Genomic DNA, 26,973 nt, shown 5'->3' with positions numbered 1-26,973 from the left:
TAAAATCGTAACTAAACGTGTCAGCGTGCGCTTATGACAGGTAAGTCATATTCAGCAGTGTCAGCACAATGGTGCTGTAGAGCAGGGATACCGGCAGGCCAACGCGTGCGAAGTGACTAAACCGGTAATTCACCGCGTTATACACCAGCAGGTTGGTCTGATAACCAAACGGAGAGATAAAGCTGGCACTGGCAGCAAACGCTACAGCAAGGGCAAATGGCATCAGGGGCGCCTGCAGCATCCCGGTCAGTCCGTAGGCAAACGGAAACATCAGTGCGGCGGCGGCATTATTGGTGACAAATTCGGTCAGCAACAACGTACTGACGTAAACGATAATCAGGGCCAGCAGCCAGTCTGTGTCAGCGAGGTAGGGCTTCATTAATCCTGTGGTCAGCGCGATTACGCCTGAGGACTCAAGTGCAGTAGCCAGACTGAGCGCACCAACGATGACGACAATCAGGTTGAGCGGCAGGTTGCGTTTCATTTCGCCATTGCTGCTGACATTAAACAGCAGTAATCCGGCTGCAAAAAAGAGCAATCCAACAGGAAGCGGCACCACGCTGAGTGCAGCCAGCGCCACGGTGAGAAGAAAACCGCCCAGGGTTATCCACTCTTGTGACAGTGACAACGGACGCGCAATTTCCTGCTCGGAAAGTACAAAAAAGTTTTTCGCGACATTCTTGCGACTGGCAAAGTCCGGCCCGACAGCCAGTAATAAAAAGTCACCTGCTTTTAGGCGGATATCCCCAAGTTTGCCGGACAACTGCTCACCGTCGCGGCGAATCGCAACGACGGCCGCGTCGAATAAGGCGCGGAATCCCAGCGCTTTGATCGTCTGATTAATAATTTGTGCACGGTTAGCGACCAGCACCTCTGTGAGGTTTTTGTGCATGATGCCATCGGCTTCAGCAAACGTTGTCAGGCCACGAATATGACTCAGGCTGTCCAGTTTCTGGACATTGCCGGAAAAGATCAGCTTGTCTCCCTCCATGATCATCATGTCAGGCGTGACCGGGGAAATCAGCTGTCCGCTGCGCACAATTTCAAGCAGGAAAAGCTCAGGGAGATTACGCAGGTGGTTTTCTTCAACGGTTTTGCCGATTAACTCAGAACCCGCCTCCACGTCGGCTTCCACCATATAGGCCCGGTAATTGTCGCGCTTGTTTTCAATCTCTGGCAGCAGTCCTGACAGCATAAAAAGCAGCAGGCCGCAGGCCAGGCCGGCAATCAGACCATAGAGCGTGAAGTCCCAAAAATTGAATCCCGGGTGGCCATGTTCCTGCATGAAACTGTCAACAATCAGGTTCGTTGAGGTACCAATCAGCGTCACCGTCCCGCCCAGTATGGCAGAGTAGGAGAGCGGAATAAGTAAGCGTGATGCCGGGTGATGCTGGTTTTGTTTAACCGGCCCGATGAGTGCCGCCACGACCGCGGTGTTGTTAAGCAGCGCGGAAGACGTGAAGGTTAAACCAAACAGTTTCCAGTAGGATGTGCTGAAGCTGGCAGTAACCAGTTTACGGCCAAGACGTTTAACCAGGGCGGTTTTGTCGACGGCACTGCTGACAAGGAGCAGGAGAACAAGTGTAATCAACCCTTTATTGGTCAGGTTGTGTAACACGCCGTCCAGCGATAGCTGGCCACTAACCAGTAACAGTAGTGTGGCAAAAGAAAATACCGCCGACGGTCGCTGGTTACTGAACACCAGCGCCGCGATGGTACTAAAGAAAATGCCCAGTACTATAAACTGGTTAATGTCCATATTGTCCAGCCTGGTGGTTAAAGTTTACTGATATCAACCGCGTTCCAATGTGGAAAATGTTTGCGAACAAGCGCATTAAATTCCAGCTCAAACTCAGAAAACTGCGGTGACGCGTGGTGAGCGTCCGCATCCAGCGCATCGATGATCATGCCGGCACCGACGGTACCATTTGTCAGGCGATCAATCACGATGAACGCGCCAGTAGGCCGGTTACGTTTATACGGGTCACAGGCTACCGGCTGTGTAAACTTGACGTCGACCACGCCAATTTCATTCAGATTCAGATGCATGGCATCGGCTTTTTTGAGCGTATTAACATCAATCTGATAGTCGATGTTCGCAACGGTTCCGGGTGTTGTTTTTGTCGCGAACTTGAAATTATATTGTTTGTTGGGCATCAGCGGTTCTTCTGACATCCATACAAGGTGCGACTTAAACTGCGTTGACAGGAGTGGCTGGTTGTCACTTTTGACAATCATATCACCACGAGAAATATCAATTTCATCCTCCAGCGTTAACGTCACAGCCTGAGGGACAAAAGCGCGCTCCTGCTCACCCTCAAACGTGACGATGGACTTCACCTTTGAGGTTTTGCCAGAGGGCAGCGCTGTGATGGCATCGCCTGGTTTAACCTGCCCTGATACCACGGTGCCGGCAAAACCACGAAAATCAAGGTTGGGACGATTCACATACTGAACCGGAAAGCGGAAATCATCGTGGTTATCGTCTTCGCCAATCTCAATGGTCTCCAGCAGTTGCATCAGTGGTGTGCCGTCAAACCATGGGGTGTTGGCGCTCTTGTTCACCACATTGTCGCCGTCAAGCGCAGAGATGGGAACAAAGCGAATATCCGGAATATCCAGCTGTTTGGCAAACTCCAGATAGTCATCGCGAATTTGGTTGTAAACGGTTTCTGAATAATCCATCAGATCCATTTTGTTAATTGCAACGATAACGTGTTTGATACCCAGCAGCGAAACCAGGAAAGAATGACGTTTGGTCTGGACTTTCACGCCACCGCGGGCGTCAACCAGAATAATCGCCAGATCACAGGTAGAGGCACCGGTCACCATATTGCGTGTGTACTGCTCATGCCCTGGTGTGTCAGCAATGATGAACTTGCGCTTGTCGGTAGAAAAGTAGCGGTAGGCAACATCGATGGTGATACCCTGTTCACGCTCTGACTGCAGGCCATCGACTAACAGCGCCAAATCGACTTTTTCACCGGTCGTACCCATTTTTTTACTGTCTTTGGTGATAGCGGCGAGCTGGTCTTCATAGATCATTTTAGAATCATGAAGCAAACGCCCAATCAGCGTACTCTTGCCATCGTCGACACTGCCGCACGTGAGAAAGCGCAGTAAGTCTTTTCGTTCATGTTGCTCAAGGTAGGACAGGATGTCTTCTTTCAATAAACTGTTTTCGCTATTCATTCCTAAGCGCTCACTAGAAAATAAGGGTTTAACACGGATTCTTTCTGGTTGTAGGTCAGCGGTGACGCGTCTTTATCGAACGGGTCGGCCGGATCGAGTACTGTCACCCGGGCACCAGCGGCAAGGGCGACCGCATGCGCTGCACCGGTGTCCCATTCAGATGTCGGACCCAGGCGAGGGTAGAGATGCGCGCGTCCCTCTGCGACCAGACACAGCTTCAGTGAACTGCCCATGGCGACAAGTTCATGTTCGCCGTCGAGCTTACCCAGGAATGCCTGTATTTCAGGACTCTGGTGTGAGCGACTGCCCACTACCTTCCAGGTTTCACCAGTCTGGTGTGGTGATGCTGCCAGCGGCGTTTTGTTCCCCTGCAGCTCACTCCAGGCGCCTGCACCGACCACGCCCACGTAGGCTTTTTCCAGTGCCGGGGCATAGACAATACCCATCACCGGCTGATGGTTGTCAATAAGTGCGATATTGACAGTGAATTCACCGTTCTTTTTCACAAATTCTTTGGTGCCGTCGAGCGGATCAACCAGCCAGTAACGCTGCCACTGGCGACGCTCATCCCAGGCAATCGATGCGGATTCTTCCGACAGAACAGGCAGGTCGGAGAGTGCACTCAGGCCCTGCATAATAATGTTATGGGCGGCCAGATCTGCTTCGGTTAAGGGACTGGCATCGTCTTTGGTATAAACGTCAAAATCCTGCTGGTAAATCGCCATGATGGCGTCACCCGCCTGCCTGGCAATAGCGAGAACCTGGTCGGCCAGCTTTATGTTTGCGTCCATCACACCAGTCCTTTTTGCTGCAATAACGAGAACAAGCGGTCCGCGGTTGCTTCTGGCGTCTCATCTGCCCACGTGAGGTGAACTTCCGGAGAAACCGGTGCCTCGTAGGCTGAATCAATGCCGGTAAAATCTCTGATTTCACCGCTACGCGCCTTCTTGTAAAGGCCTTTAGGATCACGTGCTTCACACACCTCAAGCGGAACGTCGACAAAGACTTCGACGAACTCACCGTCCTCAAGCAGACTACGGCAATAATTGCGATCGGCGGCAAACGGCGAAATAAATGCGGTCAGCACAATTGTCCCGGCGTCCACAAACAGCTTGGCAACCTCACTGATGCGCCGGATATTTTCAACCCGTTCTTTGTCGCTGAAGCCGAGGTCTCCACACAACCCGTGGCGAATATTGTCGCCGTCCAGCAGGTAGGTGTGTTTTCCCTGGTCAAAAAGTTTTTTCTCAAGCAGGTTTGCGAGCGTTGATTTACCCGAACCGCTTAGTCCCGTCAGCCAGATCACTCTGGGTGATTGCCCGAGCATGCCCGCACGGGATGATTTATTAACCTCATGCTGATGCCACACCACGTTTGTTGTCATCAGAAGTACCCTTCCATTTTCTTTTTCTCCATCGAGCCCGCGCTGTCGTGGTCGATAACCCGTCCCTGACGTTCTGACGTTTTCGTCAGCAGCATTTCCTGGATAACTTCAGGCAGCGTGCTGGCGGTCGATTCGACGGCACCGGTTAACGGGTAACAGCCAAGTGTCCTGAAACGGACAGAGCGCATCTCTGGCGTCTCACCGTCGTTTAACGGCATGCGGTCATCATCTACCATAATCAGAATACCGTCACGTTCTACCACAGGACGTGGTTTTGCCAGGTACAGCGACGGAATTTCAATGTTTTCAAGATAGATATATTGCCAGATATCGAGCTCTGTCCAGTTAGACATCGGGAAGACACGGATACTCTCACCGGCGTTAATCTGGGAATTGTAAATGTTCCATAACTCCGGGCGCTGATTTTTCGGATCCCAGCGGTGGTTGCTGTCACGAAATGAATAGACGCGTTCTTTGGCCCGCGATTTTTCTTCATCACGGCGTGCGCCACCAAACGCCGCATCAAATTTATATTTATTCAACGCCTGCTTCAGTGCCATGGTTTTCATGATATCGGTATGTTTCGCGCTGCCGTGGCTAAAGGGACCTACACCCTGTTCTACTCCCTCCTGGTTGATATGCACGAGAAGATCGAAACCATGTTTTTGTGCCTGCCGGTCACGAAATTCAATCATCTCGCGGAACTTCCAGGTGGTATCAACATGCAGCAGTGGGAATGGAATTTTTCCCGGCGCAAAGGCTTTGCGAGCCAGGTGAAGCAATACCGATGAATCTTTACCAACGGAATAGAGCATAACCGGATTATCAAATTCTGCTGCGACTTCACGGAAAATGTGAATACTTTCCGCTTCTAACTGCTTAAGGTGCGTGATGGACGGGATACTGTCAGTCATTTTCTGATCCGATGAAAACTGGGTTAGACAAAAGAATTATATGATTAGAAGACTATCATATTTGGCGATTCACTGTGTATGCCATTTTTGTCTTTCACATAACCGAATGATGTGAATCGGTCGCGGGGAGGGGAACCATCCACCTGCATGGTTTTCTGTGCAGGTGGATGGGTTAGTGGATTAATTTAGCCCAGCTCCTCTTTCATTTTCTGCTGGAACGCGTCAAAGGTTGCCTCAACGCCTTCTCTTGGCTTGCCGAATCGGCTCAGAATAACAATGGTCAGGCTCGAGAGGATAAAGCCGGGGACAATTTCATACATCCAGCTGCTCAGCGACTGACCGTCAATGGTCACCGGCAGATAAATCCACAACAGTACGGTTACGGCACCGACAATCATCCCACCCAGCGCTGCGCGGCGGGTCATGTCGCGTTTAAACAGACTGAAAATAACCAGCGGACCAAACGCTGCACCAAAACCAGCCCAGGCGTTACTGACCAGCGTCAGGATTGTACTGTCCCTGTCATAGGCCAGATAAATGGCGACCAGCGCGACTGCAACAACCGACACCCGCCCGGCAATAACCAGCTCTTTGTCTGAGGCATCGCGACGCAGGAACGCCTGGTAAAAATCGCTGGTCAGTGAACTTGACGTCACCAGCAACTGCGATGAAATTGTACTCATGATGGCAGCAAGAATGGCTGCCAGCAGGAATCCGCCGATGAGCGGATGGAAGAGGATCTGAGACAGGTAAATAAACACCGTTTCAGGATCTATCGTGTTGTTATTGCCGGTAACGTAGGCGAGACCAAACAAGCCTGTTGCCAGTGCGCCGACAATCGATACGACCATCCACCCCATGCCGATGTTCCGTGCGGTTTTAATGTCTTTAACAGACCGTATTGCCATAAAACGAACAATAATATGGGGCTGGCCGAAATACCCGAGCCCCCACGACATCAGGGAGATAATGCCAATTACGGTGATGGCTTCGTTCGTTGCAGCATCCATAAAGGGTTTGAACAGCGCCGGATTGATGGCATCGAGGGCATCACGGGAGGCGCCAGGACCACCCAGTTCACTGATCACAACGACCGGCACCATAACCAGCGAAATAAACATGATACAGCCCTGCACGAAGTCCGTCATACTCACTGCCATAAAGCCACCAATCAGCGTGTAAGTGACAACCACACCGGCAGTAACATACAGCCCTACTTCGTAGCTGAGGCCGAAGGAGGTTTCAAACAATTTACCACCGGCGACCACACCTGAGGACGTGTACAGTGTGAAGAAAATGACAATAACGACCGATGCGATAACCCGCAGGATGCGACTGTTATCGGCAAACCGGTTTTCAAAATAATCGGGAATGGTAATGGAGTTGCTGGCAATTTCGGTAAACACCCGAAGTCGCGGTGCAACGAGTAAGTAATTGGCCAGCGCCCCTAAGGTCAGACCAACTGCAATCCAGCCTGCGGAAATACCTGACACATACATAGCGCCGGGCAGCCCCATCAGCATCCAGCCGCTCATATCTGATGCGCCGGCCGACAGCGCGGTCACTGCGGGGCCTAATTGACGGCCACCAAGCATATATCCTTCAACGTTGGTGTCAGTCTGGCGGTAGGCGAAAAGCCCGATGCCAAGCATTGCGACAAAGTAAAGCGCCAACGAAATTATCGTACCTGTTGCCATAGAGTTTCCTTGTTTTTTTCTTTAATGCTAACAGGAACGACAGCAGTTCTCTATGTCAGTCTGGGATTTCCTCGCCCGCACTATGAGGGGCTGGTGGCCTGAAAGCAACGTGGCCGGGTTATCAACAAAACAGTGTTTTTACTGTCAGTGTTCACAATGAGATCGCCGGACCCTTAAAAAGGATCCGGCAGGTCGGGGACATTATGCTGAAAAGCGAAGATGCGATTTGACGTTATTGAGCAGGGCGGAGGTGTCGCTTTGTTTGTCACCGACAACCATAATACTGGCTTTTTGCAGTGCAATACCCTGGCCCTTGTAATGCGAGTCAGCAAAATCGAAGCGCTCCCGGGGGCTGTCGTCAGTTGGCGGGACAATAAACACGGACATCTTGCCATACTCGGTATTGACGATAAGGTGAAGGCTGCGGACTGAGCTTAAGTGGCAGTAATTCACCGTTTCCACATCACCAATCATCTCTGAAAATTCCGCGCCGAAACTGGCAAGTTTGGCATTCACCTGTTGCAGGTCAACCGGTAACGGGGAATGCGGGCGCTCAGATTCGGCATGCACCATGTGCGCGAGCGCCTGACCTTCCAGGCTCAATGGCTGTTGTGACCAGAGTGTAAAGCCTATACCAAACACAAACGCAACGGAGGCGGCCATGGCAATATGCCAGCGGCTTCGCCGCCGTTGACGGCTAAATTCTTCAGCCGTTTGCTGCCAGATTAGCTTGTGAGCCAGATCATCCGGCACGTCAACCTTTACCGCCTGCTTCAGTTTCATATCAAACTGCTTCTGCTCGTTCCAGAATGCACGTTTACTTTCATCGGCCCTGGCGGCCTCAATGACATCAGGATCGGTCGTGTCTGGATTGGCGTAGACACGACGCCGAAATTCTAATTCATCCATTTATACGACCTCGTTCAGATTCTTGTCTTTCAAGGGTTTCACGCAACTGATTTCGTGCGCGAAATAACCTTGTCATGACGGTATTTTTGTTCAGATTCAGCTGGGCTGCGATTTCGTCGCCGCTAAAGCCGAATATCAGTTGCAGTACCAGAGGCTCCCGGTACTCCTCGCTCAGCCCGGCGAGCAGCGTCTGCAGCTCGCGCTGGCTGACATCCTGCTCTGCATGACTGATTTCATCGCACACGGACACATCGTCTATGTCTATCGTATCGAACTGCTTGCGCTCGAAACGACGGGCATTTTCACGACGTAAAATGGTGATCAGCCAGGATTTGGCAGCCTGGGTATCCTTAAGTGAGTCGAGCGAGCGCCAAGCCCTTAAAAAGGTTTCCTGCACAACATCTTCTGCGGTTGCCTTGTCTTTTATCAGCCAATAGGCATAGCGGTAAATGTCGGCATGAAAGGCATGGACTAACGCTTCATAACGTTTTTGTTTTGCTTTCATATCCGCTAAGACCGGTGGGGCGCGATGATTATTTCGTTGCCACATAAAAAATCTGGCCATCAGAGAACAGGGAAGGGAGAAGAGTGCCATAAAAAAAGCGGCGCGAGAAATCCCGGCCGCCTTTTTCTTCGGTTAATGCACGTCGTGCTAGCTGCCGCTTTTCACACTGGCAATCCAGTTGTCGATATTTTCTTCTAGAATCGATAACGGCACGGGACCATACTTAAGAACTTCATCATGGAACCCGGCATAAGAGAACTTATCGCCCAGGGCGGTTTGCGCCTTGTCACGCAGTTCCATGATTTTGATTTTGCCAATCATATAGGCCGTGGCCTGCCCGGGCATTGCGATGTAACGCTCGATAGCTTTCACCGCGTCGTTTTTCGGGTTTGGCGTATTTTGAATCAGGTACTCAATGGCTTCTTCGCGGCTCCATTTTTTCGCATGGATGCCGGTGTCCACAACCAGGCGGCAGGCACGCCACAATTCCATGGCGAGGCGACCAAAATCGGAGTACGGATCTTTATAGAAGCCCATGTCTTTGGCGAGTTCTTCAGAATAGAGTCCCCAGCCTTCAGTGTAAGCGGTAAAACTGAGGAATTTCTGGAACTGAGGAACGCCCTCCAGTTCCTGGGCAATCGCGCGCTGCATGTGGTGTCCCGGGATACCTTCATGGTAGGCCAGGGCCTCAAGCTGATACTTGGGCATATCCTGCATGTTATACAGATTGGCATAGTAAGTCCCCGGGCGACTGCCATCCTGCGCCGGACTCTGATAAAACGCCTTACCGGCAGACTTTTCACGGAATGCCTCAACACGTTTAACCACAATCGGTGCTTTAGGCAGAATACCGAAATAGTCAGGAAGTGCCGCGCGCATCTCGTCGATAGCGCGTGTCGCCTCATCCAGGTACTGCTGACGTCCTTCGTCAGTATTGGGGTAATAGAACTGCTCGTCTTCACGCATAAACGTGAAGAACGCCTGCAGGTCACCTTCAAAACCCACCTGTTTCATGATGTCGCGCATGGCCGTATGAATACGCTCGACATTATCCAGCCCAATCTGATGCACTTCGTCGGCGGTCAGGTCGGTGGTGGTAAACCAGTTAAGGCGATTCTGATACCAGGCCTCCGCATCCGGCAGACGCCATACGCCGTCACCTTCCGGTGTCAGTTCACGCTGATGAGCCAGTTCTTCGATGAATTTATCGTAAGCAGGGCGCACTGATGTAAGCAGAGCCGCTTTGGCTTCTTCCAGCAGGCTGTCCTTTTCGGCCCCGTCGATGTCCAGCGCAGCTACCTTGTCCTGAAAATCTTTCCAGATTGTCGACGGTGTGTCTGATGTATCAAACGGCGCTCCGCTGATGACATTCTTTGAGGCTTCAATCATTTGATCGTAAGACCAGTCCGGCGGGAATACGCCTTCTTTTTCACGCAGGCGCATCTGTTCAATCACCTGGTCAAACATGGTGTCGACCTTATCGAGACGACTGATATAGGCCCTGGCGTCGTCCACATTTTTCACGCTGTGGATATTGATGAGGAAACTCGGCACCATGGTGTGGGCGGCACGGAACTGATGAACAATGTAGGTGTGGTGACGGAATTTATCGTTGGCCAAATCCCGTTCTATGCCCAGTTTATACAGGCGAAGACTGAGTTTCTCCTGCTCACTGAGTTTTTCGGTATCAAAGGTGTCTAACGTTTGCAGACGGTTTTTTGCGATGGCGATATCTTCGTCCTGTCGCGCTTCGGTGATTTCGTTCCAGTCACCGTAGTTCCACTTAATACCCAGATAACTCTGGAATAACGGAGAGCGCTCCAGATCTTCTTTGAACGTGCGCTCAAAAAACGCATTCAGGCGTTCTGATTCGGTCATTGCACTCTGCTGCGTCTGAGCCGACTCTGCCTGTGGTGCGGTTGACGCACTCTGCGTTGCCTGGTCGCTGGCTGGTGAGCACGCCGTCAGGCCCAGTACGGCCAGTGCGACAGGTGTCAGCTTCCTCATAACTGTTTTCATGTTGCCTCCCGGATTATGTCATGTGACTTGATGCCACTATTGTTGTTTTGCTACCGCGACGGTTCGCTGTCAGCAAACTCGCGTTGATCAGGGTATAAAGGTTTAAGTGCAAATGCCCGGCCACTTGTCTTGTCAAACAAGGCATTCCGCGCATTTTCGACTGTTTGCTTAAACGTTGGCCAGTCGAAAGCGGACCCTTCTGCATGCGGACTGAATCTCGCTGCCTGCAGCTGGTTAAGGAACGGCTGCAGCGCCTGCGTTGCTTGCAGGTCGCCTGGCTGCGTCGCAGAAACGCTGTTGGGTGTCAGGCTTTGCATCCAGGCCGACAGCGCCCGTGATGCCGCGGCCGCATCGCGCTGGTCAATACAGGCAAGCAGACTGTTGTAATGCGTACGCTCATGGTGATTCGCTGTGCCTCCGGACAGGGGCTGTCGCACTGCCGGTGCGCTGCGCTGCCGGCGATAATACACCACGGTGACCAGCCAGCCCGCCACACAAAACGCCAGCGCAACCGATAACACCAACACGGTTGTGGAGTCTGCCGGCTTGTCACTGCCTGGCTCAGTCAACGGCGATGCTGTGGTATCGGTAGCCGGTTGTGCAGGCGTCTTTGTTTGCGCAATGTCTGTCGGCGCACCGGGCTGTGTCTGGCGCTCCGTGGAAGATGCGGCGGGTTCCACCCGAATGCTGCGTGCTGGTAACGTCGCGTATTCGACCTTTTTCGTCATCACGTTAAACCAGGGAACCGTTACCTCTGGCAATACAAAATTGCCCGCTTTGGTTGGAATAATAGCCAGTGATTCTTTGCGCTGGGCAATCAGGTTATTGTCCTTTTCCACCGTCGTGGTGGAGGCCTGGTCGGGGTAGAGCTTAAAGCCAGGAGGATAATGCGAGGGCAGCTCCGGCAACTGCTCTTCAACGACACCGATGGCAGTGAGTGTCAGAACCCGGGTTACAGGTTCACCAACGCGGTAACGTTCGCCCTTCGGCCATTCTTCATCAATGCGCACCAGTTCGCTGGGCAGCCAGTGTCCCGTAACGTCGTCCGGGATAGGAGCAACATTGACAACAATATCCGGACCTATCCGACTGATTTCGCGTGTGCGGTTGAAAAAACCAAAACGCTGGCCGGGATCAGCACCAAGTACTTCGCCGGTAAATACCGGCCCGCGAATGGTAAATTCGCCAGATGCCTGAGGTACGATAGCAAAACGCCGTTCGATAACCTGATAGCGTTTGCCGTTCTTGATATCGGTATATTGTTTGTCATCACCAAGCTGACGAATGTCGGCGTTTGGCATGGTTGGCGCCTGAAGACTGCCACGCTCAATGCTGGTGGCAAGATAAAGTTTTGCTGTGTAATAAATTTGCTGCTGCAGGAAAACATCCTGCTCAGCGACGTCAGTCTCGACAAAGTAATCGCGCGCTTCTTCCCCCTTACTTTGAGATACCGGGATTACGGTCACGGTGATCGGATCGGTCTGCTTACCTTCAATAGTAAATGGCTCAATGGTAAATGTGCCGGTATTCCGCGGGAACAGGGTGGTGGTCCAGGTGGTGGTTTTGGTCGTGTCAAAGTTAACAATGGAGGTTTGTGTGCTAACCGAGGTTCGCCCAACGACAAAGTCTCCGAGCAGGGCCGAGCTGTCAAATGCGTCACGCGGTGCGTCGCCCTCTGCCGTCACGGTGAGACGAATCGCCTCATCCAGCATGGCAGGATTCTTATCAACGGACGCTGTCAGCGCGGTAATCTCTGCCGCTGCATGCGCTGTTAACAACAGTGTGAGTACGAATACTACGAGCGTTCTCATTTACCAGTCTCTCCGGTTTGCAGGCAGCCGCTGGCGCTGTCGTTTCTGCGCCTCCAACTGCATTTTCCTTTTTAGCAAGAAAGCAGGATCATCAGGCACCCGTCGCATCAGGTTGTCCAGCCGCTGCTGCGCCTCCCGCTCTTCATCTGTCATTTCGGTTCCAGCGGCCGTCGCGTCACGAGGCGCTGCAGCAGAATCATCGTCCAAAGACGGCTCAGTGGCAGCTGGCATGGACTGCGTATCGGCCTGAGCGTCATCTGTGACGGGGTCAGATTCGCTACCCTGCTGTGACTGCGCTGATGACTGAGGAACCTGCTGCCGGTTATCATCAGCAGCTGAAGGCGGCTTGTTGCCTTGCTCAGGCGCCGTGTTATTTCCGTCACTGTTTTGGCTGCCGCTGCTTTGGTCGCCGCTGTTCTGCGAACCACTGTTCTGGGAACCGTTACTTTGTGACGCATTGTCCTGCGACGATCCATTGTCACTGTTATCAGACGGATCCTGCTGATTCTGGTTATCCTGATTATTTTGCTGCTGCGATTTTAATTGTTCGAGCAGCGCTTTGTTTTCTGCGGCTGCAGTGTGGTCAGGCTGTCGGCGAAGGACATCGTCATAAGCTGCAATCGCGTCATCCAGTTTGCCCAGTCTGGCGAGGGCGTTCCCCTGATTGTAGGTGGCCTCAACACTGTCTGACTGTCGGAATGCGTCGAGTGCAGCCTCATAGTCGCCGGCTTCATACAGTGATGCGCCCCGCCAGAGCGGATCTGCGAATGTCGCGGCCGCGTCACGGTACGCCTTCTGGTCATAGGCTGCTTTGCCTGTCTGATCGTCATTCATGAAGGGTTGCTGCCACCAGGTGGGCGGCTGATAGCCTGATTGTGTGTCCGGCGCATTCTCCTGCGCCATGACGGGATCTGCGCTGTTCAGGCCAAGGGTCAGTAGTGCAACACAAAACAACAGGCCGCGTCGAAACCCATATGCTGCCAGTGGCAACAACATCAGCACCAGCCAGGGACCGGCTTCTTTCCATGCATCGCCCTGATTGTCCTCGCTCTCGGTTTCTTCCGCTTCACGGTCGGTCAGTGACAATGCTGTCAGTGCCGTGATGTCGCGGTCGTCTGCGCTAAGCGGGGAATAGATGCCATTACCAGCACTGGCCAGGCGCTCAAGCGCTGACGCCTGCAGACGCGGGATCACAATGCTGCCGGTTCTGTCTTTCAGTAATTCCCCGTTTAACTGTTTGACCGGGGCGCCTTCTGCGGTGCCAACGCCGAGCACGCTGACCGTGTAGGGCAGGCCGGAGATATAATTTTGCAGTTCACTTACCTGGTCGGGCTCAATCCCATCGGTCAGCCAGAAAATATCGCCCTTCTGATAGCCCGCATTGGTCAGCAGTTCGGCTGCCGACTGAATGCCCAGCAGGGGATCGCTGCCGGCAACCGGCATGATTTCCGGGCGCAGCGAAGGCAACAGGGCCGTAATGGTTGCCGCATCTTCGGTCAGAGGGCTGATCACAAAGGCATCGCCTGCGTAAGCGATCAGTCCGGTTTCGCCTTCTCCCAACTGATTAACCAGATCAATTGCCTTGTATTTGGCGCGGGTCAGACGATCCGGTGTTACATCCGTTGCCCGCATTGAAAGCGACATATCAATCACCACCACATGGCCACGTTTCAGTTGAAATACCGGCTGCGGTAACTTCTGCCAGGTAGGGCCTGCCAGCGCCAGAGTTGCGATCAGCCAGCCTAGTCCAAGCAGCCCAAGCGGTGGTTTGCGCTGAACCGACTGTGTCCCTTTGATCATAAACTGATACAGGTGATGCGGGATCACCGACTGCCAGCCAGACTGATTGCGCCGGACAATGAACAGCGCGCACAGCAATAAGGCCAGAGGCAGTAGCGCAATTAGCCAGCCCGGACGAAGAAAGTGAAAGTGCGTCAGAAATTCATTCATGCTGCTTTCCCCCTCCTGAATCTTCCCGCCAGTTGTCGTGTCCATTGTGTCATTACCGGGATAAGCGCAAGCAGGGCGCTAAGCAGCAGGGCAACGCCTAACGGATAATAAAACAGGGCACTTAGCGGTCGCATTTTACGGCTTTCTCCCTCAATCGGTTCAAGCGCATCGAGACGGGTGTAAATGGCCTCCAGCTCGTTAACATCCCGGGCCCGGAAGTACTGACCGCCCGTTGCACGGGCAATCTCTGTCAGCATGGTTTCATCCAGTTCCTGTGAGGGGTTGATTCGCTGACTGCCAAACAGGCTGCGTACGACCATCTGGTCGGCACCTACGCCGATAGTGTAGACCGTCACGCCTTTGTCGACAGCCAATTCCTGAGCCTGCTCTGGTGTGATGCTGCCGGCCGTATTTTGTCCGTCGGTGAGCAGGATCAGCACTTTATTGGAGCTTTCTTTCTGATCAAACCGTTTCACCGCCAGGCCAATGGCATCGCCTATCGCGGTCTGTTCTCCCACCAGTCCAATCACGGCCTCATCAAGCAATGTTGCTACGGTATCCCGATCAAACGTCAGTGGCGCCTGTAAATAGGCGGTATCAGCAAACAATATCAGGCCCAGGCGGTCGCCAACGCGGCGCTGAATAAAGTCGTAAAGCACCTGCTTGGTCATGGTCAGTCGATTAACGCTGCGTCCGTTAAGCTCCATATCATCAATTTTCATGCTGCCGGACAAATCTACCGCCAGCATCATCTCACGTGCTTCACTGGGGATACTGACGGGCTCGCCCAGCCATTGTGGGCGTGCAGCGGCAACCACCAGACAAAGCCAGATAAGCCAGATAATCAGCCCGCGTAGCGGCAATGTTGCCTTCGGTTTTGCGGTCAGTTCGGTATGGTGCGGGTTCAGCGCGGGTACACGCAGCGCGGCGCCGGTAGCACTGTCTCTGGCAGGCAGAAGGCGAACCAGAAAGGGGGCTGGCAGGGCCAAAAGCGCCCACCAACAGGCAAACTCAAACATGCGTACCTCCTGTCTTCGCAGTCGCCGGAGGTGAGGGGAGACGGGCATGTTTAAGCCAGTGTTTGCAGGCCGTCTGACACGTTTCAAACGCCGTCGCTTGTACCTGCGGGCGATAACGCTGCTGTGCAAGAAGGCGCAGGCCGTCCTGTATTTTTTCCCGGTGACGCGCACTGACACTTTCTAACAGGAATGCCTGCCATGCCGGGCCATGCAACGCCGCAGCGTCTGCCTGAGGAAAGTAACTCAGCGCAGTTCGTTTCAGCAACTGGTCAAGCCGTGCCGGCCAGTCCTGACTCTCGGCGCTGACCGATGATAACAACGACAGTGCGGTGCGGCGCGCGCGGTTCATACGGTATTTTCGCCATAACCCGATGGCAACGGCGGCAACAATCACTACCGCGATTACGATCAGTACCCACCATCCCCACGACAATGGCCAGGCGGACACCGTCTGTGGGGTGATAACCGGGTTGAGTTGTGCCAGTGGATCAGTCTGCGGCATACCCTGCATCAGTGCTGTCTCCTCATGACCTGGATCTGTTCATCGAGGGGCAGTCCGGCCGACACCGAAGAAAAACTGATACCGTAGCGGGATAATCTGTCGCGAATGTCTGTCAGCGTCTGTTCCCGCCACGTTGCATACTGCGTTTGCGCACGACTGTCGCCAAGTAACCAGGTTTGCTCTTTCAGACCATCAGTCACGTTCACCGGCTGCAGGGTGGAGGCGTCGGGCAGTGTATGTTCCAGCGGATCACTAATCAGTACCGCCCGCACTTCACAGTGGCGGGCCATATGACTGAGATGCTGACAGGCCATATCGCTCATATGCTGAAAGTCAGAAATCAGATACACCAGACTGCCCGGACGGGCAAGACGCCTTGCCCGCGCACAGGCATCCTCGAAGGCGGCGGAGCTGTCCGACGGGGTGGGTTGTTTCATTGCCGCCGCGTGAATATTAAGCAGTTCATGACAAATCGTCAGTACGGCGCGTTTGCGTGACAATGGACGACATTCACGATGCTGGTCGTTTGCAAACAGCAGTGCGCCCACCTTATCGCCACGGGCGGCGGCTGACCAGCTGATCAGAGCTGCCGTGTGGGCGGCCTGCACTGCTTTTGTCAGCAGCCGGGTGCCAAATTGCATCGACGAAGAGAAATCACAGAGCAGAAACACCGGGCGCTCGCGTTCCTCCCGATACACCTTGGTGTGGGTTTTTCCCGTGCGTGCCGTGACCCGCCAGTCAATGGCGCGAATATCGTCACCCGGCTGGTAGTGACGAGCCTCGTCAAACTCCATGCCACGGCCCTTGTGCCGGCTCAGGTAGCTGCCGGCCAGTTTTGCCTGGGGCTGCCGACGGGGTGACAAGTCAAGCAAACGCGTCAACTGTTGATAGCGCAACAGTTCACTGACCGTCAACGCAACCCCGTTACTTTGTAACAGGCTGAGCTGTTGGGAAATTGTCTGCATCATGGTCTAGGGAACAGCGACATTTGCCAGAATAGTATCGAGGACACTGTTTACCGTGATCCCCTGTGCTTCAGCCTGATACGAGAGAATAATCCGGTGGCGCAACACATTATGAAACACCGCCTGAATGTCATCCGGACCGACAAAGTCACGCCCGGAGAGCCACGCATGCGCCCGGGCACACCGGTCCAGACTGATGGTGGCACGGGGACTGGCGCCAAACTCAATCCACTCAGCCATGTCCTGACTGACCGCGGCAGGTTCACGTGTAGCAACAATCAACTGCACAAGATACGTTTCCAGTTCAGGAGCCATATGCAGCGACAAGGCGGATTGTCTGGCAGAAAAAATATCCTGCTGCGACAGTTGTGGCGGCGATACCGGCGTTGCAGATAACGCCTCATCGCGGGTTAATCGCAGAATGTCCAGCTCGGTCTCGGCGCCCGGATAGTTAATTTCTACGTGCATCAGAAAGCGGTCAAGCTGCGCTTCGGGCAACGGGTATGTGCCTTCCTGCTCAAGCGGGTTCTGGGTCGCCATAACAAGAAACAGCGAGGGCAGAGGATAGGTCTTGTTGCCTACCGTAATTTGACGTTCTGCCATAGCTTCAAGCAGTGCCGACTGCACTTTTGCCGGGGCGCGATTTATCTCGTCGGCAAGCACGAGATTGTGAAATAAGGGACCCTTCTGGAAAACGAACTCGCCGGTTTCCGGACGGTAAATGTCGGTGCCGGTTAAATCCGCAGGCAGCAGGTCCGGTGTGAACTGAACGCGATGAAAATCGCCATCCATGCCGTTGGCCAGTGCATTAATTGCGCGGGTTTTTGCCAGTCCGGGCGGGCCCTCTACAAGCAGGTGGCCGTCGGCCAGAAGGGCGATCAAAAGGCTTTTCGTCAGTGCCCGCTGGCCAATGATTTGAGAATCAAGATAGGCGTGCAAATGCTGAAACTGCTCTGCTGACATGGTCGTTACATCCCGTTACGTCGTAATTATTATTAAAAAGTGAATGCCTTACTGACTTCCAACATCATATATGGTTCCCTGAACAGGATATCAAGTCGACCAAGTTAACCAACCGCACGATAAGTCGCAAACCCCTGGTTTGTCGGCAACGTGCACGTTCAGAACGCAGTACCTGATGGTTTCACCGACAGGCGTATCAGTTATTTCCTATACTCGGGATAGTCGGGGGCGCGGGGAATTTGCTATTTTGTTCATTGTTTGTAAAAATCTCCTCCTACTTTACAGGTCAGACCACTTAGCGGTGGCATTTAATCAGGTGCTTTATGGCGACAAAACAAACTGTTACAACCCGAGAGGGTGATCGCATAGCGATCGTTGCGGGGTTACGAACTCCGTTTGCGAAAATGGCGACGTACTTTCATGGTGTGCCTGCCGTCGATCTCGGCAAAATGGTCGTAAATGAATTGATGGTGCGCCACGGTGTTGATCCTGCCTGGGTTGACCAGGTTGTATATGGTCAGGTTGTACAGATGCCGGAAGCGCCGAACATTGCCCGCGAAATTGTACTGGGCACCGGTATGAACGTGCACACGGACGCTTACAGCGTGTCGCGCGCCTGTGCCACCAGTTTCCAGTCAACGGTCAGTATTGCCGAAGCCATGATGGCCGGGAATATTCAGGTTGGTATTGCTGGCGGCGCAGATTCAACATCCGTCTCGCCCATCAGTGTGTCAAAAAAGCTGGCCCGTGCGCTGGTTGACCTTCAGAAAGCCAAAACCTTTGGACAGAAGTGGAACATCATCAAAAAACTGGGACTGAAAGATCTGATGCCGGTACCGCCGGCCGTGGCAGAATATTCGACCGGTCTGTCGATGGGCGATACCGCGGAGCAGATGGCGAAATCGCATCAAATTACCCGTGAAGAACAGGACAAACTGGCCCATCGCTCACACTCTCTGGCGGCCCAAAGCTGGGAAGAGGGTAAGCTCGCCAATGAGGTTATGACTGCCTATGCCGAGCCGTACAAGGGCGCGCTGGACCGGGATAACAACATTCGTTTTGACAGTAAACTTGAGAGCTACGCCAAACTGCGTCCGGTGTTTGACAAAAAATACGGTTCGGTTACTGCTGCCAATGCGACACCGCTGACCGACGGTGCGTCTGCGGTGCTGATGATGACAGAATCGCGTGCCAAAGCACTGGGTTACACCCCGCTTGGCTACATTAAAAGCTATGCGTTCAGCGCTATTGATGTGTGGGAAGATATGCTGATGGGACCGTCCTATGCGACACCTGTTGCCCTTGACCGTGCAGGTATGACGCTGAATGACCTGACGCTGATTGAAATGCATGAAGCCTTTGCAGCGCAGACGCTGGCCAACGTTAAGATGTTCGCAAGCGATAAATTTGCCAAAGAAAAGCTTGGCCGGGATAAAGCAACCGGTGAGATTGATATGGACAAATTTAATGTCATGGGTAGCTCTATTGCCTATGGACACCCCTTTGCTGCAACGGGAACCCGGATGATCACGCAAATGCTGAATGAACTGCATCGCCGCGGCGGTGGAACAGGCCTGCTTACCGCTTGTGCAGCTGGTGGTTTGGGTGCAGCCATGATTGTGGAGACTGAATAAAATGAGCCAGGAAAAGACTGAAAATGCCGTAGCGGCAAGCTCCGGCGCGTTTACGCTTACCCGCCAGGATAATGGCGTGGCGATTCTGACCATGGATGTCCCTGGTGAATCGATGAATACCCTGAAGCAGGCCTTCGCCGATGAAATCTCGCAGATGCTGGATGAAATCGAGGCGGACCCGGGTATTAAAGGTGTTGTGCTGGCAAGTGGCAAAGCCAGCTCATTTGTTGCGGGGGCCGATATTTCTATGCTGGCGGCCTGTAAAACGGCAGAAGACGCCGAAACAATTGCCGCTGGCGGTCAGGCAATTTTCGACCGTATCGAAGCTATGCGTCCGACCTTTGTTGCAGCAATCCACGGTCCTGCTCTGGGCGGTGGCCTGGAACTGGCACTGGCCTGTCACTACCGTATTTGCAGCGATGCGAGCATTACCCAACTGGGTCTGCCAGAAGTGCAACTGGGACTGTTACCCGGCAGTGGTGGAACCCAGCGTCTGCCGCGCCTGATTGGCATTCAGCAGGCAATGAAAATGATGCTCACAGGCGCACCAGCACGTGCGAAACAGGCCAAGAAATACGGCATTGTTGACGATATGGTGCCTTACAGCGTACTGATGAAAGTAGCCGAGCAATTCGCCCTGAAACCTAAACCTCAGCGTGAAGCTCCGCAGAAAGGGCTGGTTAACAAGTTGCTCGAAACCACAGGCCCGGGCAGAAGCTTCCTGTTCAGGAAGGCGCGTGAACAGACAATGCGCAAAACCAAAGGCAACTATCCGGCGCCAGGTTACATCATTGATGTTATTGAAACCGGCATGAGCGATGGCATGAAAGCGGGGCTGAAAGCGGAAGCACAAGCGTTTGGTAAGCTTGTGATGACGCCGGAGTCGTATCAGCTGCGCCAGATCTTCTTTGCCACGACAGAAATGAAAAAAGAGCGTGGGGTTGAAGGTGTTGAACCGCGCAAAGTGAAAAAGGCCGGTGTGCTGGGTGGTGGTCTGATGGGGGGAGGCATTGCCTTTGTCACCGCCACGAAAGCCGGTATTCCTGTCCGTATCAAGGACATCCAGCCAGAAGGCATTGCCAATGCCATCAAGTACAGCTATGACCTGCTCAATAAAAAAGTGAAACGTCGTTTTATGCGCAAGTCAGAGATGCAAAAGCAGATCTCGCTGCTGACCGGTACGCTGGATTATTCTGGCTACAAAGACATGGATATTGTGGTAGAGGCGGTATTTGAAGATCTTGGTCTGAAGCAAAAAATGGTTGCAGACATTGAAGCGCATTGTCAGCCATCGACGGTATTTGCGTCTAACACGTCTTCTATTCCAATTACCCAGATTGCAGAAAAAGCGGCTCGTCCCGAGAATGTTATCGGTCTGCATTACTTCTCGCCGGTCGACAAAATGCCTCTTGCAGAGGTTATCGCGCACGATAAAACGTCTGATGAAGTGATTTCAACCACAGTAGAGTTCGCCCGTAAGCAGGGGAAAACGCCGGTTGTCGTTAAAGATGGCGCGGGTTTCTATGTAAATCGTATTCTTGCGCCTTACATGAACGAAGCCGCCAGTCTTATCCTTGCCGGTGAGCCAATTGAGCATATCGATAAAGCGCTGGTGAAATTCGGTTTCCCGGTTGGTCCGGTGAAATTGCTGGATGAAGTGGGTATTGATGTTGGCACCAAGATCATTCCGTTCCTGGTGGAAGCGTTTGGTGACCGTTTCACCGCTCCTGGAGCCTTTGACAAAGTGCTCAATGATGGGCGTAAAGGCAAGAAGAATAAGAAAGGCTTCTACCTGTATGAAGGGAAAAAGCCGGGTAAGGAAGTGGACGAGAGTATCTATACCCTGCTGGGTCTCACTCCTTCGTCTTCCCGCAGTGAAAAGGATGTCGCAGAGCGCTGTGTTCTGATGATGCTGAATGAGGCTGCCCGCTGTCTTGATGAAGGCGTGATCAGAAACGCCCGGGACGGCGATATTGGCGCTATCTTTGGTATTGGCTTCCCGCCGTTCCTTGGTGGGCCATTCCGCTACATGGACAGTCTCGGTATTGCCCATGTTGTCGAGCGTCTTAATTACTATGCCGGTACGGTAGGTGATAAGTTCGCGCCTGCGGAATGCCTGGTCAGAATGGCAGAAAATGATCAGAAGTTTTACTGAAGCGTAAATAAATTGTAAAAAACCGGGCTTTGCCCGGTTTTTTTATATAAAACGCTCAAAATTGCTTGTTTATTGACCATCGATAAGTACAATCCATCGCCATCGATGAATATGGCTTGTCATTTTTTTGGCGCTGTATCATCAGCTTGATGTCAAAAAATGCACAAAGAGTGGAAATAATGTTGTTACTGGTGTTCTGTGCTTTTTTAAGCAGCGTTTATTATTATGTCGAAGCCTTTCGCTGGGGGATGAATGCGCGCATGTGGGCGCTTGCCGGTCTTTTAATGGGTCCGTTCCTGTTACCCCTGTTTTCTATCCAGCGCCATGTGCAGTGGCGTCGTGCTGCCGGTTTCAATAACCTGGTCATCCAGGCATAAAAAAAGAGAGGGGCTTCCTCTCTTTTCAGAAAACTGCTGGAAAATCGATATTACCAGCCAGAACCCAGGCCGCCATGACCACTCTTCGGACGGTAACCTTCAGGCTGAGTAACGGTTTCTTTCTGCTTCTCAGGTGCCTTAACACCTTCTTGCTTATCAGCAGCTACCGGCGTAGCGGTCGAAAGTACAAGTGCGACTGCGTATTCTTTTAACATCTTAATTTCCTCTGATTTTTTGAACAAACAAACAAAACCGACTGTCAAGGAATGTGCCGGTTACTGATTGTGTTGCACGTTACGTGCCAAAAAGGAAATATCTTTATTTACAGTGACTTACAGCGCAGTGACGGGATTCCGTCACTGCGGATTGTGGGAGATAAGCGTGTGCAGCTGGTGGTTCTCGTCGAGTAATTTTTCAAAGCGCTCAGCGTTAATAGGTTTGGAGTACAGGAAGCCCTGCAGCATCTCACAGTCATAGCGACGAAGAATGGTCAGCTGCTCTTCATGTTCCACCCCTTCAGCCACCACTTTAAGGCCAAGGTTATGGGCAATATTAATGATGGCTGCCGCCATATGCCGGTCCACACTGCTGTGCGCAATATCATCGATAAAGGCTTTATCTATTTTCAGCGTGTTGAGCGGGAAGCGTTTCAGGTACGCCAATGACGAATAACCGGTACCAAAATCATCCAGCGCCAGGTGAATACCGCGCTCGCGCAGCCGTTCCATCATTTGCAGGCCGGCTTCCGGATTTTCCATCAGCGTGCCTTCGGTAATTTCACATTCAAGATGAAGGGGAGACAGACCCACTTCACTTAAAATTTTCAGAATACGTTCGTCAAGGTCGGGTAACTCAAACTGCTTGGCAGATATGTTGACGGCGACCCGTCCGGTAAACAGTCCCTGACTAACCCAGCGCTTTGTGTCTGCACAAGCCTTGCGCAATACCTGCTCACCAATATCAATAATCTGGCCGGTCTGCTCTGCCAGCGGGATAAATTGTCCCGGGCTGACAATACCCTTGTGAGGGTGTTCAAACCGGACCAGGGCTTCCATGCTGACCAGCTTGCCGGTAGTAATGTCGACTTTCGGCTGGTAATAGACTGTAAACAGGTCGTCTTTGATACCCTGACGGATCAGGTTTTCTATCTGTAGCTGTCTGACGGCATTCTGGTTCATTTCACCGCTAAAGAACTGATAACTGTTGCCGCCGTTGTTTTTTGCGAAGTACATGGCAGTGTCCGCATTTTTCAGCAGTTCCTGCGGCGTCGTGCCATCCTCAGGATAAAAGGCGATACCGATACTGGCTCCCAGCACAAATTCCTGCTTGTTGATCACAAAGGGACGGGACAGGCTGTCCAGCATATTCTGTGCATAGTGGGTGATCGCGTGAATGTCGCTGTATTCTTCCATCAGGATACTAAACTCATCGCCACCCAGACGATAACAGGTAGCATCTTTACCGGTAATGCGCTGCAGGCGTTTGGCAATCTGCTTAATCAGAATATCGCCGGTCTGGTGACCCAGTGAGTCGTTAATTTTTTTGAAGTTGTCCATGTCCAGACACAGCAGAGTGTGTGGTATGGCCTTGCGCACCAGGTTCTGGTGGCTGGCCTGGAAGAACGAGCGGTTGGGCAATTCTGTCAGCGGATCGGTGTTGGCCAGCTTCAGCAGTTCCTTTTCAGTGCTCTTACGTGACGTGATATCAGAGAAGACGCCAACGAAATGACTGATTTTACCGTCTTCGTCATGCACCGCATCGATGTTCAGCTCCATCTCGTAACGCTCACCATTCACGCGCACCGATTCTACTTCGCCCGACCAGTTCCCTTTGCTCTTCAGGGTTTTCTTAATTTCCTCGGTAAAGGCGTCAGGGTACTGATGGAAATACATGTAACTTGCCAGCGCCTGATCGCGGGTTTCACCCGTGTACTTGCAGTAGGCATTATTGACCGAGATAAACTTAAACTGGGTGTTAGTAATGAACACGCCTTCCGAAATGTTTTCGATAGAGCGTTTAAACAGATTCAGTTGCTCTTCGGCTTCTTTCAGGTGATGGATATTTTTCAGGGTGCCGGTCATTCGTACCGGCTGATTGTTATGGTCCCGCTGTACCACCTTGCCGCGGTCAAGCACCCAAATCCATTGGTTCTTAAATGTTTTGGCGCGATAAGCCAGTTCGTAGAAGTCGGTCTTACCGTCAAGATGGGCCCGCAATGATTCCTGAACGCGCACAATATCATTCGGGTGGATATTCGCTTCATACGCGCCGTTAGTCCGGATGTCGTCCTGCGGGAAGTCAATGGTGCCCCAGGTATTCGCGCGATAGACTTGCCCGCGGTACACGTCCCAGTCCCATAACTCGTCACCTGAACTCCACAGGGTCAGTTTAAGCCGTTCTTCTGACTCCTGAATGGCCTGCTGACTTGATTTGCGGATCTGATACTGGCGTATCACATAGATCAGCACCACGGTCAGTACCAGCGCATAGAAGCCGAGTGCCGCCGAGTGCAGCCAGGGTGGGCGACCAATATCAATGGTCAGTGTCCGGCTGTCTGACCACGCCTGGCCGTTCGCCTTGGCCTGGACCTCAAACACATACTGACCAAAACTGATGCTGTTAAACTGCGCAGTGCGGCTGTCCTCTGCCATAGTCCACTTGTCATCATAGCCGCTGAGTCGGTAACGGTACTGAACGGCACTGGGGAAGAGCGGGTTGATTAGTCCAAACGAGATACTAAAACGTGATTCGTTGTACTGAATAGCCCTATTGTCGACGTAGGTAATGTTACTGGTGCGGGTAGAGGTGATAGTGCGGTCCGCTTCCTGATTATTATCGTCTGCCGAGTTTTTCTCACCAAAAATCGTAAACTTGAAAAGTTCCGGGGGGCGAGTTTTCGTCGTGGCGTCATTGGTGACCAATTCGACATCGGTGGAGATACGGTTAAACCCATTGCTGCCGCCGAATATCACGTCACCATTAGATAGACGAAGTACAGCGCTTTCATTTAGCGTGTTGTAATTCAACTGCTCAGGTGAAAAACTTTCGGTAATCATAAGACTAGATAAACTGACCCGGTGAATACCGACGTTATCCCCATACCAGATAGCGTCCCCTACGCCTTCAGACGAGTATATAAAACCGTTATTGTCGTCGCGCACCTGCTTGTCCTCTACCTTTAAAGTGCGCTTGTTGAGTTTGAGTACGCCGTCAGAGCGGGTCGTCAGCCAGTAATTGCTGGCAGTTTCATACACGTTAATAGCGAGCGATTTTATGCCTTGTTCTTCACCCAGTTGCCTCACGATCTGCTTCTTTTGTTCATCGTAAAGGCTAATTTTTTCTTTATCCGTCAGCCACAGGCGGCCATTCTCATCCGTGAATAAAGGGACGAAGATACCGAGATCTGAGGCGACTTCATGGCGGGTAATAAATTGCCCGTCATTTCCAGTATGTTTGTAATCCAGATAAAAGCCGGTCCGTACTGATGTGAGCCCATGCTGGTCATCCCACAACCACAGTTTCTGTCCATCGTAATAAATATAATCGACCAGAGAATCCGGAAAGAATGTTTCAAGATGCGTCAGGTCATCATCGGCAATACTGAATAACTGTATACCACGAGAAGAAGCAACCCACATCCGGTCATACTGGTCAATGATAATGTCCCAATACATCAGAGGGTTACCATCAATATTCAGTGGCGGGAAATAGCGCACAGTACCAGTTTTCGGGTTATATTTTCCAAGTCCATCGTTTTGGGTAACAAACCAGACGTCATTATGTTTATCTTCTGCAAGTCCCCATACCATCGCCCCTGACTTGACCTGTTGAAACTCTTCCTGTGTTGAAAATAAACGAACCATATTCAGAAGCGGGTGATAGCGAAAGACGCCCTGATCTGTCCCAACCCAAACTCCGCCGGTAGAATCCTTTTGCACTTTCTGAATAAATTGCCTTGTCAGCCCGGTTAAATGGGAAAAGTTCGCATTTATCTTTGTAATGAGGGACTCGTCTAATGGTTTCCCGTCGACTATTGATAGAGGGAGCACAAAGAGTCCTTGATCAGAACCGAGCCAAATTTCATCTTTGAATGTAATGATGGATGATACTTTCGGATCTTTTGTCGTCCCTAGAGCAGACTTGCCAATCTGCAAATTGTCTTCAGCATCAACAGAGATAACATGGACACCTTTTTCGCTGCCCAGCCAGTATTTTCCGCCAATAATTTTAATATCCCGGATGTTACCTGCAGACAGATAATATCCCCACGGGTTCACTTCATTGAGAGGGTAAAGAATATCCTCCGTTTTACTGTAGATAAAACCGCCATCGGCACCTTCATTCGCGGTACCAATCCATATACGGTTTTTCTCAGGTAGCAGTGCACGGGTGTTGGCCGGTATGCGGGTTTCGGTTAACAGACTGAGTTCGCCGGTGGCAATATTTACGGTATAAAGATAAGCATTGTCGGCAAGCAGTAAATTGCCATCGGTATCTGTGACAATTTTCAGGATAAAGTTGGAGCGGAGCGCGGAATTTTCTTTGTTATATACCCGAAAATTATCGGTTTCAGGCTGATACAGCGCCAGGCCTTCATAGGTACCAACCCAAAGTTTTCCTTCCCGGTCGATATGCAGGGTCGTGATCAGTCCGCTTGGCAGTGAAGACGAATCAACATCTGAGGGGTAGTATTGCTTGATGTCATAACCCGAGTACCGGTTAAGGCCATTGAGCGTCGCGAACCATAAATAGCCCTTCTCATCCTCAGTGATATCAAAAATAAAGTTTTCTGATAAACCGTCACGCTGGTTTAGCTCCAGAAACCGGATATCAGATATTTCAGTCGCTGTGGCAGGGAGTGTTGCACAAAAAGACAACATCAGCCCTATTACCACAACAAGTTTGGTAAGGGTTGCGCGCACCTAATACACCTTCGGCATTTTGCCTTATCATTATAATTGCTTTTCCTGAGGGTTG

The 26,973-nt window shown here is 52.1% G+C and carries 20 protein-coding genes; 3 read left to right on the top strand and 17 right to left on the bottom strand.

The window, feature by feature from the left end:
* Positions 1–31 precede the first annotated feature (31 nt).
* From AB1N33_RS08345 to AB1N33_RS08275, 15 genes are all read right to left on the bottom strand, one after another.
* Positions 32–1,759 carry an SLC13 family permease gene (locus AB1N33_RS08345; RefSeq protein WP_411271087.1) on the bottom strand — a complete coding sequence of 576 codons (1,728 nt, stop codon included), beginning with the start codon at positions 1,757–1,759 and terminating at the stop codon, positions 32–34.
* Positions 1,760–1,776: 17 nt separating this feature from the next.
* Positions 1,777–3,192 carry a sulfate adenylyltransferase subunit CysN gene (cysN, locus tag AB1N33_RS08340; protein ID WP_411271086.1) on the bottom strand — a complete coding sequence of 472 codons (1,416 nt, stop codon included), beginning with the start codon at positions 3,190–3,192 and terminating at the stop codon, positions 1,777–1,779.
* Between the two features lie 2 nt (positions 3,193–3,194).
* Entirely contained in the window at positions 3,195–3,983 is a 789-nt protein-coding gene (gene cysQ, locus AB1N33_RS08335; RefSeq protein ID WP_411271085.1) for a 3'(2'),5'-bisphosphate nucleotidase CysQ, read from the bottom strand.
* Entirely contained in the window at positions 3,983–4,576 is a 594-nt protein-coding gene (cysC, locus tag AB1N33_RS08330) for an adenylyl-sulfate kinase (RefSeq protein WP_411271084.1), read from the bottom strand. Before cysC ends, cysQ begins: the two co-directional genes overlap by 1 nt.
* On the bottom strand, positions 4,576–5,490 hold the full coding sequence (cysD, locus tag AB1N33_RS08325) for a sulfate adenylyltransferase subunit CysD (protein WP_411271083.1): 915 nt from the start codon (positions 5,488–5,490) through the stop codon (positions 4,576–4,578). Before cysD ends, cysC begins: the two co-directional genes overlap by 1 nt.
* A gap of 185 nt (positions 5,491–5,675) precedes the next feature.
* The gene (gene putP, locus AB1N33_RS08320) at positions 5,676–7,187 is read right to left on the bottom strand and encodes a sodium/proline symporter PutP (protein ID WP_411271082.1); all 1,512 of its coding nucleotides are present in this window, start codon (positions 7,185–7,187) and stop codon (positions 5,676–5,678) included.
* A gap of 201 nt (positions 7,188–7,388) precedes the next feature.
* Positions 7,389–8,096 (bottom strand): DUF3379 family protein, encoded by a 708-nt coding sequence (locus AB1N33_RS08315; protein WP_411271081.1) that lies wholly within the window; start codon positions 8,094–8,096, stop codon positions 7,389–7,391.
* Positions 8,089–8,646, bottom strand: a complete 558-nt coding sequence (locus AB1N33_RS08310) for a sigma-70 family RNA polymerase sigma factor (protein ID WP_411271080.1) — start codon at positions 8,644–8,646, stop codon at positions 8,089–8,091. Before AB1N33_RS08310 ends, AB1N33_RS08315 begins: the two co-directional genes overlap by 8 nt.
* Before the next feature lie 102 nt (positions 8,647–8,748).
* Positions 8,749–10,620 carry a DUF885 domain-containing protein gene (locus tag AB1N33_RS08305; RefSeq protein ID WP_411271079.1) on the bottom strand — a complete coding sequence of 624 codons (1,872 nt, stop codon included), beginning with the start codon at positions 10,618–10,620 and terminating at the stop codon, positions 8,749–8,751.
* Between the two features lie 50 nt (positions 10,621–10,670).
* On the bottom strand, positions 10,671–12,431 hold the full coding sequence (locus AB1N33_RS08300; protein ID WP_411271078.1) for a BatD family protein: 1,761 nt from the start codon (positions 12,429–12,431) through the stop codon (positions 10,671–10,673).
* Complete coding sequence (locus AB1N33_RS08295) at positions 12,432–14,381, bottom strand: vWA domain-containing protein (RefSeq protein WP_411271077.1); 1,950 nt, start codon at positions 14,379–14,381, stop codon at positions 12,432–12,434. It lies immediately after the preceding gene.
* Positions 14,378–15,400: a vWA domain-containing protein gene (locus tag AB1N33_RS08290; protein WP_411271076.1), complete on the bottom strand. Its 1,023-nt coding sequence runs from the start codon at positions 15,398–15,400 to the stop codon at positions 14,378–14,380. Before AB1N33_RS08290 ends, AB1N33_RS08295 begins: the two co-directional genes overlap by 4 nt.
* The gene (locus AB1N33_RS08285; RefSeq protein ID WP_411271075.1) at positions 15,393–15,911 is read right to left on the bottom strand and encodes a DUF4381 domain-containing protein; all 519 of its coding nucleotides are present in this window, start codon (positions 15,909–15,911) and stop codon (positions 15,393–15,395) included. Before AB1N33_RS08285 ends, AB1N33_RS08290 begins: the two co-directional genes overlap by 8 nt.
* Positions 15,911–16,867, bottom strand: a complete 957-nt coding sequence (locus AB1N33_RS08280; RefSeq protein WP_411271153.1) for a DUF58 domain-containing protein — start codon at positions 16,865–16,867, stop codon at positions 15,911–15,913. Before AB1N33_RS08280 ends, AB1N33_RS08285 begins: the two co-directional genes overlap by 1 nt.
* 6 nt (positions 16,868–16,873) lie before the next feature.
* Positions 16,874–17,830, bottom strand: a complete 957-nt coding sequence (locus AB1N33_RS08275) for an AAA family ATPase (RefSeq protein ID WP_411271074.1) — start codon at positions 17,828–17,830, stop codon at positions 16,874–16,876.
* A 323-nt stretch (positions 17,831–18,153) separates the two neighbouring features.
* Here AB1N33_RS08275 and fadI point away from each other — a divergent pair, with 323 nt between their 5' ends.
* The 3 genes from fadI (at position 18,154) to AB1N33_RS08260 (ending at position 21,996) form a co-directional block, all read left to right on the top strand.
* A complete protein-coding gene (gene fadI / locus AB1N33_RS08270; RefSeq protein WP_411271073.1) occupies positions 18,154–19,464 on the top strand; it encodes an acetyl-CoA C-acyltransferase FadI in 1,311 nt (436 codons plus the stop codon).
* 1 nt (position 19,465) lies between these two features.
* Positions 19,466–21,619, top strand: coding sequence for a fatty acid oxidation complex subunit alpha FadJ (gene fadJ, locus AB1N33_RS08265; protein WP_411271072.1), 2,154 nt, complete (start codon positions 19,466–19,468; stop codon positions 21,617–21,619).
* Between the two features lie 179 nt (positions 21,620–21,798).
* Positions 21,799–21,996, top strand: coding sequence for a hypothetical protein (locus AB1N33_RS08260; protein WP_411271071.1), 198 nt, complete (start codon positions 21,799–21,801; stop codon positions 21,994–21,996).
* Between the two features lie 50 nt (positions 21,997–22,046).
* Here the strand turns inward: AB1N33_RS08260 and AB1N33_RS08255 are convergent, their stop codons facing one another.
* Both AB1N33_RS08255 and AB1N33_RS08250 read right to left on the bottom strand, forming a co-directional pair.
* A complete protein-coding gene (locus AB1N33_RS08255; RefSeq protein WP_411271070.1) occupies positions 22,047–22,211 on the bottom strand; it encodes a hypothetical protein in 165 nt (54 codons plus the stop codon).
* A 141-nt stretch (positions 22,212–22,352) separates the two neighbouring features.
* A complete protein-coding gene (locus tag AB1N33_RS08250) occupies positions 22,353–26,918 on the bottom strand; it encodes an EAL domain-containing protein (RefSeq protein ID WP_411271069.1) in 4,566 nt (1,521 codons plus the stop codon).
* Positions 26,919–26,973 lie beyond the last annotated feature (55 nt).

The organism is Alteromonas nitratireducens, from assembly GCF_040812025.1.
GTDB classification, from domain to species: domain Bacteria; phylum Pseudomonadota; class Gammaproteobacteria; order Enterobacterales; family Alteromonadaceae; genus Alteromonas; species Alteromonas nitratireducens.
The sequence above is the reverse complement of the archived record's forward strand: the minus strand, read 5'-3'. Positions and strand labels throughout refer to the sequence as shown.

What these genes read in the sequence shown, in the direction of transcription:
- AB1N33_RS08295 (WP_411271077.1), bottom strand. Translation starts at nt 14,381, where the DNA reads ATGAATGAATTTCTGACGCACTTTCACTTTCTTCGTCCGGGCTGGCTA.
- cysC (WP_411271084.1), bottom strand. Translation starts at nt 4,576, where the DNA reads ATGACAACAAACGTGGTGTGGCATCAGCATGAGGTTAATAAATCATCC.
- AB1N33_RS08315 (WP_411271081.1), bottom strand. Translation starts at nt 8,096, where the DNA reads ATGGATGAATTAGAATTTCGGCGTCGTGTCTACGCCAATCCAGACACG.
- AB1N33_RS08345 (WP_411271087.1), bottom strand. Translation starts at nt 1,759, where the DNA reads ATGGACATTAACCAGTTTATAGTACTGGGCATTTTCTTTAGTACCATC.
- cysQ (WP_411271085.1), bottom strand. Translation starts at nt 3,983, where the DNA reads ATGGACGCAAACATAAAGCTGGCCGACCAGGTTCTCGCTATTGCCAGG.
- fadI (WP_411271073.1), top strand. Translation starts at nt 18,154, where the DNA reads ATGGCGACAAAACAAACTGTTACAACCCGAGAGGGTGATCGCATAGCG.
- AB1N33_RS08290 (WP_411271076.1), bottom strand. Translation starts at nt 15,400, where the DNA reads ATGTTTGAGTTTGCCTGTTGGTGGGCGCTTTTGGCCCTGCCAGCCCCC.
- cysD (WP_411271083.1), bottom strand. Translation starts at nt 5,490, where the DNA reads ATGACTGACAGTATCCCGTCCATCACGCACCTTAAGCAGTTAGAAGCG.
- AB1N33_RS08260 (WP_411271071.1), top strand. Translation starts at nt 21,799, where the DNA reads ATGTTGTTACTGGTGTTCTGTGCTTTTTTAAGCAGCGTTTATTATTAT.
- AB1N33_RS08305 (WP_411271079.1), bottom strand. Translation starts at nt 10,620, where the DNA reads ATGAAAACAGTTATGAGGAAGCTGACACCTGTCGCACTGGCCGTACTG.
- AB1N33_RS08275 (WP_411271074.1), bottom strand. Translation starts at nt 17,830, where the DNA reads ATGTCAGCAGAGCAGTTTCAGCATTTGCACGCCTATCTTGATTCTCAA.
- AB1N33_RS08280 (WP_411271153.1), bottom strand. Translation starts at nt 16,867, where the DNA reads ATGCAGACAATTTCCCAACAGCTCAGCCTGTTACAAAGTAACGGGGTT.
- AB1N33_RS08255 (WP_411271070.1), bottom strand. Translation starts at nt 22,211, where the DNA reads ATGTTAAAAGAATACGCAGTCGCACTTGTACTTTCGACCGCTACGCCG.
- putP (WP_411271082.1), bottom strand. Translation starts at nt 7,187, where the DNA reads ATGGCAACAGGTACGATAATTTCGTTGGCGCTTTACTTTGTCGCAATG.
- AB1N33_RS08300 (WP_411271078.1), bottom strand. Translation starts at nt 12,431, where the DNA reads ATGAGAACGCTCGTAGTATTCGTACTCACACTGTTGTTAACAGCGCAT.
- AB1N33_RS08310 (WP_411271080.1), bottom strand. Translation starts at nt 8,646, where the DNA reads ATGTGGCAACGAAATAATCATCGCGCCCCACCGGTCTTAGCGGATATG.
- cysN (WP_411271086.1), bottom strand. Translation starts at nt 3,192, where the DNA reads ATGAATAGCGAAAACAGTTTATTGAAAGAAGACATCCTGTCCTACCTT.
- AB1N33_RS08285 (WP_411271075.1), bottom strand. Translation starts at nt 15,911, where the DNA reads ATGCAGGGTATGCCGCAGACTGATCCACTGGCACAACTCAACCCGGTT.
- fadJ (WP_411271072.1), top strand. Translation starts at nt 19,466, where the DNA reads ATGAGCCAGGAAAAGACTGAAAATGCCGTAGCGGCAAGCTCCGGCGCG.